This is a genomic window from Ensifer sp. ENS08 (genome assembly GCF_014852195.1).
Lineage (GTDB): Bacteria > Pseudomonadota > Alphaproteobacteria > Rhizobiales > Rhizobiaceae > Ensifer > Ensifer adhaerens.
Genome location: NZ_JACVBF010000013.1, coordinates 120253 through 133196 on the forward strand (window position 1 = coordinate 120253; position 12944 = coordinate 133196).

The 12944-nt window shown below is 63.9% G+C and carries 9 protein-coding genes; 4 read left to right on the forward strand and 5 right to left on the reverse strand.

Annotation, left to right across the window (positions count from 1 at the left end):
* Positions 1-21 precede the first annotated feature (21 nt).
* Positions 22-1398 carry a formimidoylglutamate deiminase gene (gene hutF / locus IB272_RS24130; protein WP_060581192.1) on the reverse strand — a complete coding sequence of 459 codons (1377 nt, stop codon included), beginning with the start codon at positions 1396-1398 and terminating at the stop codon, positions 22-24.
* Positions 1399-1534: 136 nt separating this feature from the next.
* On the opposite strand from hutF, the gene hutC reads away from it, so the two are divergent.
* Both hutC and IB272_RS24140 read left to right on the forward strand, forming a co-directional pair.
* Complete coding sequence (gene hutC / locus IB272_RS24135; RefSeq protein WP_034806500.1) at positions 1535-2278, forward strand: histidine utilization repressor; 744 nt, start codon at positions 1535-1537, stop codon at positions 2276-2278.
* Positions 2279-2393: 115 nt separating this feature from the next.
* Positions 2394-5318: an aminotransferase gene (locus IB272_RS24140; protein WP_060581193.1), complete on the forward strand. Its 2925-nt coding sequence runs from the start codon at positions 2394-2396 to the stop codon at positions 5316-5318.
* A 99-nt stretch (positions 5319-5417) separates the two neighbouring features.
* On the opposite strand, the gene IB272_RS24145 is transcribed toward IB272_RS24140, so the two are convergent.
* The gene (locus tag IB272_RS24145) at positions 5418-6428 is read right to left on the reverse strand and encodes an amino acid ABC transporter substrate-binding protein (RefSeq protein WP_082566314.1); all 1011 of its coding nucleotides are present in this window, start codon (positions 6426-6428) and stop codon (positions 5418-5420) included.
* 118 nt (positions 6429-6546) lie between these two features.
* Positions 6547-9603: an aminotransferase class III-fold pyridoxal phosphate-dependent enzyme gene (locus tag IB272_RS24150; protein WP_060581194.1), complete on the reverse strand. Its 3057-nt coding sequence runs from the start codon at positions 9601-9603 to the stop codon at positions 6547-6549.
* 126 nt (positions 9604-9729) lie between these two features.
* Here IB272_RS24150 and IB272_RS24155 point away from each other — a divergent pair, with 126 nt between their 5' ends.
* On the forward strand, positions 9730-10164 hold the full coding sequence (locus tag IB272_RS24155; protein WP_034806510.1) for an Lrp/AsnC family transcriptional regulator: 435 nt from the start codon (positions 9730-9732) through the stop codon (positions 10162-10164).
* A 30-nt stretch (positions 10165-10194) separates the two neighbouring features.
* Here IB272_RS24155 and IB272_RS24160 read toward each other — a convergent pair whose 3' ends face one another.
* The gene (locus IB272_RS24160; RefSeq protein WP_060581195.1) at positions 10195-11133 is read right to left on the reverse strand and encodes an AraC family transcriptional regulator; all 939 of its coding nucleotides are present in this window, start codon (positions 11131-11133) and stop codon (positions 10195-10197) included.
* A 217-nt stretch (positions 11134-11350) separates the two neighbouring features.
* Here IB272_RS24160 and IB272_RS24165 point away from each other — a divergent pair, with 217 nt between their 5' ends.
* Entirely contained in the window at positions 11351-12403 is a 1053-nt protein-coding gene (locus IB272_RS24165) for an NAD(P)-dependent alcohol dehydrogenase (protein WP_060581196.1), read from the forward strand.
* Between the two features lie 68 nt (positions 12404-12471).
* On the opposite strand, the gene IB272_RS24170 is transcribed toward IB272_RS24165, so the two are convergent.
* On the reverse strand, positions 12472-12936 hold the full coding sequence (locus IB272_RS24170; RefSeq protein WP_034806518.1) for an Lrp/AsnC ligand binding domain-containing protein: 465 nt from the start codon (positions 12934-12936) through the stop codon (positions 12472-12474).
* Between the last annotated feature and the right edge of the window lie 8 nt (positions 12937-12944).

The window sequence follows — 12944 nt, forward strand, 5'->3', positions numbered from 1 at the left end:
TTTGATTTTTGGCTTTGACGATTACTTCAGTTTCATCAGCACCCGCGCAAAGGCGCGGTCGATATCGTCCTCCCGGTCGTGGCGTCCGTTCCGGATCTTCCACGCGCCCGCGACCATGACGTCGCGGACAGTCTCGCCGCCGAGTGCAAAGAGCCAGCGGTCGAGGATCTGGTTGTCGGTGGCGGCGGCGATGTAGGGATTGCTGCCGTCAAGCACGACGAAATCGGCGCGCGCGCCGACGATGATGCCGGCCGCCTTCTGACCGGCGGCCTGGGCGCCGCCCTTGAGCGCCGCGTCGAAGATGGTTCGGCCGATCGAGGCGCCCGGCCCGGTGGCCAGCCGGTTGCGGCGGCGGTCGCGCAGGCGCTGGCCGTATTCGAGCAGCCGCAGTTCCTCGGCGACGCTGGTCGCCACGTGGCTGTCGGTGCCGACGCCGATGACGCCGCCTTCGGCCATGAAATCGACCGCCGGGAAAATGCCGTCGCCGAGATTGGCCTCGGTCGCCGGGCAGAGACCGGCAACGGCGCCCGAACGCGCCAGACGCTGCCGTTCGCTTTCCGTCAGATGCGTTGCGTGGATTGCGCACCAGCGTGCGTCGACGGGCATTTCATCGAGCAGCCACTCGACCGGGCGGCGGCCGCTCCAGGCGAGGCTGTCGTCGACTTCCTTGGTCTGCTCGGCCACATGGATGTGGATCGGACCGGCAACGGGTGCGGCATCGAGGATGATGCGCATCTGCTCGGGCGTTGCGGCGCGCAGCGAATGGATGGCGTAGCCGAGCGTATGGCCGGCGTCGCGGCAAAGCGGCGCGAGCCGCTCAAGCAGTGCGAGGAAACGATCAGGATCGTGCAGGAACGGCCGCTGGCCGGGATTGGGCGCGACGCCGCCGAAATTGGCGTGGGCGTAGAAGACAGGCAAATGCGTGAGGCCGATGCCGGTCGTGCGGGCGGCAGCGAGAATGCGCAGCGACATTTCGGCCGAGTCGGCATAGGGGGTGCCGTCGGCCTGGTGGTGCAGATAGTGGAACTCGGCGACGTGGCCGAAACCGCCCTTCAGCATTTCCATATAGAGCTTGGCGGCGATCGCCTCGACGTCGTCAGGGGTTACCAGCCCGACGGTGCGATACATTTCCTCGCGCCAGGTCCAGAAGCTGTCGTCACCGCTGCCCGCCACTTCGGCAAGGCCGGCCATGGCGCGCTGGAAGGCGTGGGAGTGAAGGTTGGCGATCGCCGGGATCAGCGGGCCGGCCGTGCGCTCGTCGCCGCTAGCGGCGGTGGTGCCGGTTTCGATCGTTGCGATGCGACCGGAAGCGTCGAGCGAAATCGCGACGTTTTCGGCCCAGCCGCCGGGCAGGAGAGCCCGTTCTGCAAAGATCCGGTTGACGGGAAAACTAGCCATGTGCATTTTCCTGTACGTAGTTGTATATGGAACTATAGATATTTTACGCTGGCGCGCAAGCGTGAAATGAACGAAAAGATTCGAGGGCGAATGCGCATGATTTGTTCGGCGGCGCGGAAAGGCGGGGCTTGAGTTGATGACGGCACTGGGAAAACGGAACGAGACAATCGCTTTCGAAGACGGCCCGATGCCGCGCTACGAGGCGGTCAAGCAGTTCATCCGCAGCCGCATCGAGAGCGGTGAATGGCCCGCCCATCATCGCATCCCCTCGGAAAACGAGATCGTTGCCGACCTCGGCGTCAGCCGCATGACCGCCAACCGGGCGCTGAGGGAACTGGCAACCGAAGGCGCGATCACGCGGGTGCAGGGCGTCGGTTCTTTCGTCGCCGCGCACAAGGGCAGCACCGCGCTGCTCGAAGTCCGCAACATCGCCGACGAGATCCATGAACGTGGCCACGCCCATACGTCGTTGATGACGCTGCTCAAGGAAGAGGTCGCGACGCCTGACATCGGCTATGCACTCGGGCTTGCCACCGGCGCCCGCGTCTTCCATTCGATCATGGTGCACTCGGAAAACGGCCTGCCGATCCAGATCGAGGATCGTTTCGTCAATCCGGCGATCTGCCCGCGCTATCTGGAGCAGGATTTCCAGGCGATGACGCCGAACGCCTATCTGACGGCGATGGCGCCGATCACCCGCACCGAGCAGATCGTCGAAGCGGTCGCACCGCAGCTCTGGGAATGCAAATTGCTCGGCATCGACCGCAACGAACCGTGCCTGATGATCCGGCGCCGCACGTGGTCGGACGCAGGCAATGTGACGACAGCGCGGCTGCTTTATCCCGGCACGCGCTATCGGCTCGAAGGCATGTCGCAGTAGGTTGCGGGTGGGTGTAATCGGGAAACCGCACATCTTTTCCTTGATCCCGCTCTATTCTCGACAACATTCCGGTCGATTCGGAGGATCGACCGCCTAAGGGGAGGATGACGAGATCATGGTTGAGGACCCGCTGAAGCTTCGCACCGAGCTCCCGAGACCCGATGTCGGCGCCGAGGAGGCGCGTTCGCTGCTCGCCGAACACTATGGCCTGTCGGGCACGATCAGCGAACTCGGCAGCCAGCAGGACCGCAACTACCGTCTCGACACCGGCGAGCGGCGCTATGTGCTGAAGATCTGCCGGGCGGAATACGAGCCGCTGGAACTGGAAGCGCAGAATGCGGCCTTGCGGCACCTTGGCAAACGTCTGCCGACGGCACGCGTTGCGGAGGTCGTGCCCTCTCTCAAGGGCGAGGCGATCGAGAGCGTTGCCGTCCGCGGCGCGGATTATCGCATCCGCTTGCTCACCTATCTCGAAGGCGAACCGCTCACCCGGCGCAAACATCTTTCGCGCGAAGCCGTGGCTGCCCTCGGCGGCCTGGCGGGTCAGCTCGCGTCGGCATTGGAGGACTTCGAGCATCCGGGGCTCGAGCGGGAACTGCAATGGGATCTGAGGCGCGCCGGCCCCGTCGTCCTGCATCTGCTTACCGATATGGCGGACCAGCAGCGCAAGAAGCGCATCGCTGAAGTGATGGTCGGCGCCATGCGGCGGTTGCAGCCGCTTACCCCTGAACTCAGGACCCAGGCGATCCACCATGACGTCACCGACGACAATGTGGTCAGCCGGCTCGACGCCGCCGGCCGGGCGATGCCGGACGGCGTCATCGATTTCGGCGATATCCTCAATGGCTGGCTGGCTGCCGAACTCGCTGTCACCTGCGCCTCGCTGCTGCATCATGCGGATGGAGACCCCTGGTTCATCCTACCCGCGGTCAAGGCGTTTCATGCGGCATGCCCGTTGACCGAGGTGGAACTGAAGGCGCTTTGGCCGCTGATCGTCGCGCGCGCTGCGGTGCTGGTCGCAAGCTCCGAACACCAGCTCTCCCGCGAGCCCGACAATGCTTACGTCGAGGGCAATGCCGCGCATGAGCGGGAGATCTTCGAGGTCGCGTCATCGGTGCCTTCTGCGCTGATGGAGCACGCCATTCTTTCGGCCGTCGGCTTCGCGCCGGACTCGGCCCGAGTGACCGGTGAGAGCCTGATCCAGGGGCTCGGCCCCACTGACGTGCGCCAGATCGACCTCTCGATCCTGAGCCCGCTGTTGCCAGAGGAGCGCTGGCAGCACCAGGGATTGCCGATCTCGCTGCTGCAACACGCCGCCCATGCAATCGGCATCGCGACCACGCGCTATGGCGAATACCGGATGACGGAGACCCAGCTGCGGTCACCGAAGCCCGATGCCACCCTCGCACTGCATGTCGATATCTGCCTGGAGGCCGGTCGCGAGATTGTCGCTCCCTTTGCCGCCCGTATCGTCCGGCAGGACGGGCTGCTGGTGCTCGAAGGGGCCGAAGCCAGCCTGTTTCTCGAGGGCGTGGAAGCCGGTGCCGACCTCGAGGAGACGATCGTTGCTGGTGCCGTGCTGGGCGTCGTCTCCGGTGAACAGCACTCCTACGGCCTGATCCGCGTCCAGCTTTGCCGCGAGCATGGTCTCGTGCCTCCGCTTTTCGTCGTGCCGCGTCAGGCGGCGGCGTGGAAGCACCTGTGCCCGTCGCCGGCCGGCGTCCTCGGCTTCGAATGCGATGGGCCGGAGCCGCACAGCGAAACACTGCTTGCCCGCCGCCAGCAGCACTTCGCCAAGCCGCAGAAGAACTACTACCTGAAACCACCGCAGATCGAGCGCGGCTGGAAGGACCATTTGTTCGACATCGAGGGCCGCAGCTATCTCGACATGGTCAACAACGTTACCATTCTCGGCCATGGGCATCCGCGGCTTGCAGCCGCGGTGGGGCGGCAATGGTCGCTGCTCAACACCAATTCGCGTTTTCACTATGCCTCCGTCGCCGAATTCTCGACGCGGCTTGCAGCGCTCGCGCCGGATGGGCTTGACACGGTGTTTCTGGTCAACAGCGGCTCGGAGGCGAACGATCTGGCACTGCGGCTCGCCTGGGCCTATTCCGGCGCGCGCAACATCGTGAGCCTGCTCGAGGCCTATCACGGCTGGACGGTCGCGAGCGACGCAGTGTCGACCTCGATCGCCGACAATCCGCAGGCGCTCGAAACCCGCCCGGCCTGGGTACATCCGGTCACCGCGCCCAACACCTATCGCGGCGAGTTCCGCGGCGCCGACACGACCGACAGCTATGTGCGCTCCGTCGTCAAGAAACTGACCGAGCTGGACGCGGCGGACGAGAAGCTCGCGGGCTTCATCTGCGAACCGGTCTACGGCAATGCCGGCGGTATTCCGCTGCCGAAGGGCTATCTCGACGCGGTCTATGCCATGGTGCGGGCCCGCGGCGGCGTCTGCATCGCCGACGAGGTGCAGGTCGGTTATGGTCGCCTCGGAGACTATTTTTGGGGCTTCGAGGAGCAGGGCGTCGTGCCCGATATCATTACCGTCGCCAAGGGCATGGGCAACGGCCATCCGCTCGGCGCCGTCATCACCCGCCGCGAGATCGCCGATGCGCTGGAGAAGGAGGGGTATTTCTTCTCGTCCTCGGGCGGTAGCCCGGTGAGCTCCGTCGTCGGGCAGGTGGTCCTGGATATCCTGACCGAAGAACGGCTGCCGGAAAACGCACAGGTGGTCGGCGGCTATCTGAAGGCGCGGCTCGAAGCGCTAGGGCAGCACTTCCCGCTGATCGGCGCGGTGCACGGCATGGGACTCTATCTCGGCGTCGAATTCGTGCGCGATCGGGAGACCCTGTCGCCGGCGACTGAGGAGACGGCGGCGATCTGCGACCGCCTGCTCGATCTCGGCGTCATCATGCAGCCGACCGGCGACCACCTGAACGTGCTGAAGATCAAGCCGCCGCTCTGCCTATCCCGCGAGAGCGCCGACTTTTTCGCCGACATGCTGGGCCGGGTGCTGGAGGAAGGCTGGTAAAAGCGAAAACGCCGCGGGGAGGGCCGCGGCGTCTCGTTGGCGCTTTTCCTTGGATGAGCAATTCCAAACGGGAGACTTTGCCGGAACTGCTCCTGGGGATCAGCGTGCCGGCGGGGCGTACATCAGGCCGCCCTGGCTCCAGAGTTTGTTGAGACCGCGATCGATCTTCAGCGGGCTGTCCTTGCCGAGGTGGCGTTCGAAGACTTCGCCATAGTTGCCGACGGCGGAAACCACCTGGTAGGCCCACTTCGGATCGAGCCCCAGCGACTTGCCGGCTTCGTTCTCGATGCCGAGGAAGCGTTTCTGGGCGTTCGTGCCGCTTTCGAGAAGCTTTGCGGCATTGTCCTTGGTGATGCCGAGTTCTTCGGCTTCGGTCAGCGCGAACAGCGTCCAGCGCACGATCTTGAACCACTGATCGTCACCCTGGCGGACGGCTGGACCGAGCGGCTCCTTGGAGATGACTTCCGGCAGCACGACGAAACGATCGGGGTCGTTCAGCGTCAGGCGCTGGGCATAGAGCGCAGAAGCGTCGGTCGAATAGACGTCGCAGCGGGCGGTGTTGAAGGCCTGGATCGTTTGGTCGGCCTTTTCGAAGGCGACGACCTGGTACTGGATGTTGTTAGCGCCGAAATAGTCGGCCATGTTCTGTTCGGTCGTCGTGCCGGTCTCGGTGCAGACGGAGGCGCCCGAGAGTTCCTTGACGCTCTTCACACCGAGGTCGTTGCGCACCATGAAGGCCTGGCCGTCATAGTAGTTGACGCCGACGAAGCTCATGCCGAGATCGGTGTCGCGCGACAGCGTCCAGGTGGTCTGGCGCGACAGAAGGTCGGCCTCGCCCGACTGAAGGGCGGTGAAGCGCTCCTTGGTCGACAGCGGTACGTATTTCACCTTGTCGGGATTGCCGAGCGCTGCGGCAGCCACAGCGCGGCAGAAATCGATGTCGAAACCGGTCCATTCGCCCTTGTCGTTGGGCGCGGAAAAGCCGAGCACGCCCTGGCTGACACCGCAGCGAAGTTCGCCGCGTTCCTTGATGACGTCGAGCATGCCGGCGTTGGCGGCGGTGCCGGCAAGAAACGCCGTGCTCGCCAGTGCCAGAACTCCAAATTTCACTCCAAGTTTCATTGTCCTGTTCTCCTCATTGATGTTTTTAGGGCATGCGTCTTCGTGCCGGGATGCGTGTCGGGCACCCCGGTCATTGCGGTTGGTTTTTCTGCTGTTCGACCCGGCCTTAACCGAGCGTCCTTGCGACGTCCGCAAAAGTCTCTTCGAGCACGGCGATCAGATGATCGGCATCGCGCTTCGAGAAGATCATCGGCGGGCGCATCTTCAAGATGTTGTCATGCGGACCTTCGGTGCCCATCAGCACGCCGCGGCGGCGGGCGCCGTTGGAGACGGCGCGGGCGAATTCGGTTGCCGGTGCTTTGGTCTTGCGGTCGGTGACAAGTTCGATGCCGAGGAAGAGACCCATGCCGCGCACATCGCCGATCACCTCGTAGCGGGCCTGCATGGCGCGGAAGGCATCTATCAGATAGTTGCCGACCGAAAGCGCATTGCCGCGCAGATCCTGCCCTTCGATCACGTCGAGCACCGCGAGACCGACGGCGCAGGAGACCGGGTTGCCGCCGAAGGTATTGAAATACTCCATGCCGTTGTTGAAGCTGTCGGTCACCTCGCGGGTGGTGACGACGGCTGCGAGCGGATGGCCGTCGCCGATCGGTTTGCCCATGGTGACGATGTCAGGCACGACGCCTTGGGTCTCGAAGGCCCACCAATGGCTGCCGACGCGGCCGAAACCGACCTGCACTTCGTCTGCGATGCAGACGCCGCCGGCCTCGCGTACGAGGCGATAGACTTCCTTCAGGTAGCCCTCCGGCAGGAACACCTGGCCGGCGACGCTCGGGATCGATTCCGCGATGAAGAAGCCCGGGCCTTCGCCCTTGGCCTTCATGGCCTGGATCAGTTCGGCGACGCTTTCGGCAAACCGCTTGCCGTGTTCCTCGACCGGCCAGTCGGCCGGCGCATGGTAGCTGTCGGGAATGGTTGCCACATGCACATGCGGCTTCGGACCCTTGCCACCCTTGCGACGGAACTTGTAGGGGCTGATGTCGATCAGCTCCTGCGTCGTGCCGTGATAGGACCAGTCGAGCGTGATCGCATTCTCGCGGCCCGTATGGACGCGCATCAACCTCAGCGCCAGGCTGTTGGCCTCGGAACCGCTGTTGACGAAGCCGGCGACCGTCAATTCCTTCGGCAGCGTTGCCGTCAGCCGCTCGGCATAGGCGACGATGTTGTCGTGCAGGTAGCGGGTGTTGGTGTTGAGGATCGCCGCTTGCTTTGCCATCGCCTCGACCACTGCCGGATGGGCGTGACCGATGTGGCAGACGTTGTTGAAGCAGTCGAGATAGGCGCGGCCGCTGTCGTCGATCAGCCAGACGCCTTCGCCGCGCACGAACTTGATCGGCTTGTCGTAGGAGATCGAAAGGTTCGGCAGGAGCAATTCCTTGCGGCGCTTGACGATCTCCTCGTGCGAACGACCTTTCTTCTCGTAGAACTCCTCGGCGATGCCGGCGAAAGTGCGCGCATCGGGGAAGAGTTCGGTCCAGACGTTGAGGAACTGCGGCTCGCCGACGCCGAGGATTTCGGTCGCCGACAGAGCGGTGTCGGTCGAAAGCTGCAGGTGCAGATGCGGCGCCCAGCCGCCATTTTCCTTCGGCGCTCCCATCTCGCCGACAAGCGCGCCGGCCGCAAGCCGGTCGCCGGCCTTGATGCGTCCCATGGCTTCGTGCGCCATATGACCCCAGAGCGTGACGAAGGGCGGGCATCCCTCGGGCTCATGGCGAAGTGCTATCAGGCAGCCATAACCGAGCGGGTCCTTCTCGATCTCGACGCTGACGACGGTTGCGGCAAGCGGGGTGTAGAGCCTGGTGCCGGCGGCCATGAACAGGTCGAGCCCGAGATGGCGAGTGCGGCGGGTGTGGTCGATGAAGCGCGAGACGAACATCTCGCCGGCATAGACGGTGCGTTCCTCGCCAAAAGGTCCGATGCCGAGTTCGACGCCATGCGCGCGACAATAGTCTTCCCAGATCGCCTGGGCTTCATCCGGCTGTTCGCCAGCGGATTTTATCGTCATCGGGTGGGTGGGGTCGCCATAGGGGACGAGCGCTGCCGGATAGGTGGCGGCGGGGCGTTCGAGCAGTGGCTTCAGCGACTTGCGGTTCGCGTTGATCCAGGCGGCAACCTTGCGGGCGCCGGATGTTGCCTCGAAGCCGCAGGCATGCCGCAGGATGGCGGTGGCGAAACGCGGGTTTATGCGGTCGAGCTTGCGCAAAAGCGTCCAGGCCGGCCGTTCGCTGATGGCGAGATAGGGATTGTCGTCGGTATGGGCGCGGCGGGACGCCGAGATCGTGACCGACGTGACGAGGCGCATCGCGATGAGATCGAAGAGCAGGTCGACCTCTTCTTCCGCCAGCGGATACTCCGCATGGAAGCCACGGGCGATTGCCGCAGCGGCGCCGATCGGATCGGGATGGTCGAGCCCGGCATAGGCGGCGGCGATCGCCACCTCTGCAATCACGGGCGCATGCAGGGCGTCGCCGAAATCGATGAGGCCGGAAATGGTGTCGTGATCGACTTTATCGACCAGCACGTTCCAATCGTTGGCGTCGTTGTGAATGACGGCGGCACGAAGGGTTGCAAGTCGTGGTGCCACGGTCTTTTCGAAGCGGACAAGGAAGCGTTCGAGCAAGGCACGGTCTTCGGCCGAGGTGACGTGGTGCAGCCGGTCGGCCGAGCGGCCGGCATGGCGGATATCCCAGTCGAGATCGCGCAGCGCGCCCGGATGCATGAAGCCCTTGAGCGAGGCATCGAAGCGGCCGAGCATCCGTCCGAGCGACTGTAGCGCCGCATCGTTGCGCCCGGTTTCGGCAAGCGGCAGGCCCTCGACCCAGCTGACGAGCCGCAGGCGGTGGGTGACGCCGCGCGTGCTCGTGGTCGAAGCAAGGCTCGCGCCTGACAGCGTCGGGCGGATATGCGGCACCGGCAGGTCGGCGGCATGGGCGCCGACGTGGCCGAGCAGTGCGGTCTGGAAATCGCTTTCGACCTCGGGCTCGGCACCATTGATGATCTTCAGAATAGAGATGCTGCCGTCCTCAGCCTCGACCTTGAAGTTCTGATCGCGTTCGCTGGCAAGCAGCGACAGCGTAGCGGAGAGGCCGTAATGCTCCTTCAGCAAGGCGGCTGCCGCTTCGGTCGAAAAGTCGGGCGTGGTCTTCAGCATATCGTTCATGGGGATCCTCATCTCGATGACGAGATTTGCATGGGCTGTGCTCCGATGCATCCGGCAATATGCCGGTTGCACCGGCACTATGTTTATAATAACCGTCATCTTGTCGGCAGGCACGGAGGAGGGGACATGCAGGACATCGACGCGATCGACCGCACCATCCTCAGCATTCTGTCGCAGGAGGCGCGGATCCCGATGAAGTCGCTGGCGGGCCGGATCGGGCTCTCCAGAAGTGCGACGACCGAGAGGGTCACGCGACTGGAAAAGGCTGGCGTCATTCGCGGCTATCGCGCCGATATCGGCCAGCTGGACGAGGGCACGATTCAGGCCTTTCTGCTGGTGACGCTGAAGCGCACGCCATCGATCGGCGTGCTCGACCGGCTTGCCGGTTTCTCTGCGGTCCGCAAGGTGTCCTCCGTCAGCGGCCAGCTGGATCTCGTCGTCGAGGTCGAGGTCGGCTCGATCAATGCGCTCAACGAGCTGCGCAACGAGGTGGCGACGATGGACAATGTCGAGGATCTGACCACCTCGATCGTGCTTAGGCGGGATATCGAGCGAAGCTGATACGCCGCCAGCGGAACCGAGGGCGCCTCGTCAGCCCTCGCTCAGCATCTCCGCCTGCGGAGCAAGCCGTTCGAGCAGCGAGCGGCGCACGCGGCCGATGTCGCGCATCGGTGGCTCGCCGAAATGGCGGGCATATTCGCGACTGAACTGCGACTGGCTTTCATAACCCACCTGATGGCCGGCATCGCCGGCGTCGAGGCTCTCCTCCAGCATCAGCCGCCGGGCCTCCTGCAACCGAAGCTGCTTCTGGTACTGCAGCGGGCTCATGGCGGTGATCGCCTTGAAGTGATGGTGCAGCGACGAGACGCTCATGGAAACACGGTTGGCGAGATCGTCGATCCGCAAGGGCCGCGAATAGTGTTCCTTCAGCCAGGCGACTGCGCGGCCGACCTGATGCGGCTGGCTGTCGGTCGTCGCCATCTGTCTGAGGCGATGGCCGTGCGGCCCGGTCAAAAGCCGGTAGAGGAGTTCCTGCTCGATCAGTGGCAGCAGCGCAGGGATATCGTCCGGCCGCTCGAGCAGACGCAGCAGGCGAAGTGCGGCATCTTCGAGTTCGACAGTGATCTTGCTGACGCTCATGCCGCGCACGGAGGCGGCGGGTGCCGGCAGCTGCGACAGGGACGCAAGCAGCGCCTGGATCTTACCCGGATCGAGCGTGAAGGCCATGCTGAGATAGGGCTCGTCTGCAGAGGCCTGGCAGACTTGGGACAGAACCGGCAGGTCGATCGACGTCAGCAGATAATCCGAGGCGCCGTAGATCAGCGTCTCTTCGCCGAGAACCACGCGCTTTGCTCCTTGCACGATGATCGCCAAACTCGGCCTGTAGGCGGAGCAGTTGACCGGGGCGTCGCCGCCGTGGCGGTGCAGGCTCAGGCCGGCAATCTGCGTCATGTGATCACCGTCGGTTTTGGCAAACCGGGCAATGACGTCGATCATCTCGGGACGGGCAGTCTGTCGCGTGGCTGTCATAATCTCAGGTCTTTCCAGCGGCTTAGCGTTGTGTGAGGCAACGCTCAGATAGGGTCTCGACGTGCCATCTCCAGGATGTCGCTGTCAATCTTGTAGGATCGTGCAAAAACTTTGCAGGATCGCTCTAACGCTTGCAGCGTGCGCACCCTCATAGTCCTGATGCGTCAGGCCGGGCTCCCTCCGGACCTGCACCCTTTCCCAAAATGAGGACAGACTGATGGCCATTGCAAGAGGATATGCGGCGACCGATGCGTCGAAGCCGCTGACGCCCTTCACCTTCGAACGCCGCGAACCGCGCGACGACGACGTGGTGATCGAGATCAAATATTGCGGCGTCTGCCACTCGGACATCCACCAGGCCCGCAACGAATGGGGTAACTCGGCGTTTCCGATGGTTCCGGGCCACGAGATCGTCGGCATCGTCACGGCGGTCGGCTCCAAGGTGACCAAGTTCAAGGTCGGCGACCGCGCCGGCGTCGGCTGCTTCGTCGACTCCTGCACCACCTGCGCTACCCGCGATCTGGATCTGGAACACTACATGCCCGGCCTGGTGGTGACCTACAACGGCGTCGAAGCTGACGGCAAGACACCGACCCAGGGCGGCTACTCCGACAGCATCGTCGTCAAGGAAGGCTACGTTCTGTCGATCCCCGAGAACCTGCCGCTCGACGCTGCGGCACCGCTGCTTTGCGCCGGCATCACGCTCTATTCGCCGCTGCGCCACTGGAAGGCCGGTCCCGGCAAGAAGGTCGCGATCGTCGGCATGGGCGGTCTCGGACATATGGGCGTCAAGCTGGCGCATGCCATGGGCGCAGACGTGACCGTTCTCAGCCAGACGCTTTCCAAAAAGGAAGACGGGCTGAAGCTCGGCGCCGATCACTACCATGCCACCAACGACCCCGAGACCTTCACGGCGCTGGCGGGCACGTTTGACCTGATCATCTGCACGGTTGCAGCCGAGATCGACTGGAACGCCTACCTCAACCTGCTCAAGGTCGATGGCGATCTGGTGCTGGTCGGCATTCCGGAGAACGCCGTGCCGGTGCATGCCTTCTCGCTGGTGCCGGCGCGCCGCAGCATTTCCGGCTCGATGATCGGCTCGATCAAGGAGACCCAGGAAATGCTCGACTTCTGCGGCGAGCACAACATCGTTTCGGAAATCGAAACGATCCGTATCCAAGAGATCAACGAAGCCTATGAACGCGTCGTCAAGAGCGACGTGCGTTATCGATTTGTCATCGACATGGCATCGCTGCAGGACGCCGCCTAAGCTGAAAGCAGACGGCCCGGGATCTGTGTAGATCCCGGGCCGTTCCTTTATTTTTCTGCGACAGAGGCTCACACCAGCGGCAGCGGCCCGTCGTTCTTGATCTCTTCCATGACAGCATAGGTGCGGGTCTCCTTGACGCCCGGGAGCGTCCAGAGAACCTGGCCGAGGAAGTTGCGGTAGGCCGCCATGTCCTCGAACCGCGTCTTGACCAGATAGTCGAAACCGCCTGCCACCATGTGACATTCGAGCACGGCCGGCGCCTGTTTGACGGCGGCGGCGAACTGGTCGAAGACGTCGGGCGTCGTCTTGTCGAGCATGACCTCGATGAAGACCAGCAGCCCAAAGCCGAGCTTCTGCGGGTCCAATCGCGCGCCGAAGCCCGAGACGTATCCCTCCTTCAACAGCCGGCGCAGGCGTTCGCTGGTCGCGGTCGGCGACAGGCCGATGCGATCGGCAAGCTCCAGATTGGTGATGCGGCCGTCCGCCTGGAGAATGTTGAGAATTCGTCGGTCAATCTTGTCGATCTGATGCATCGTGCCTC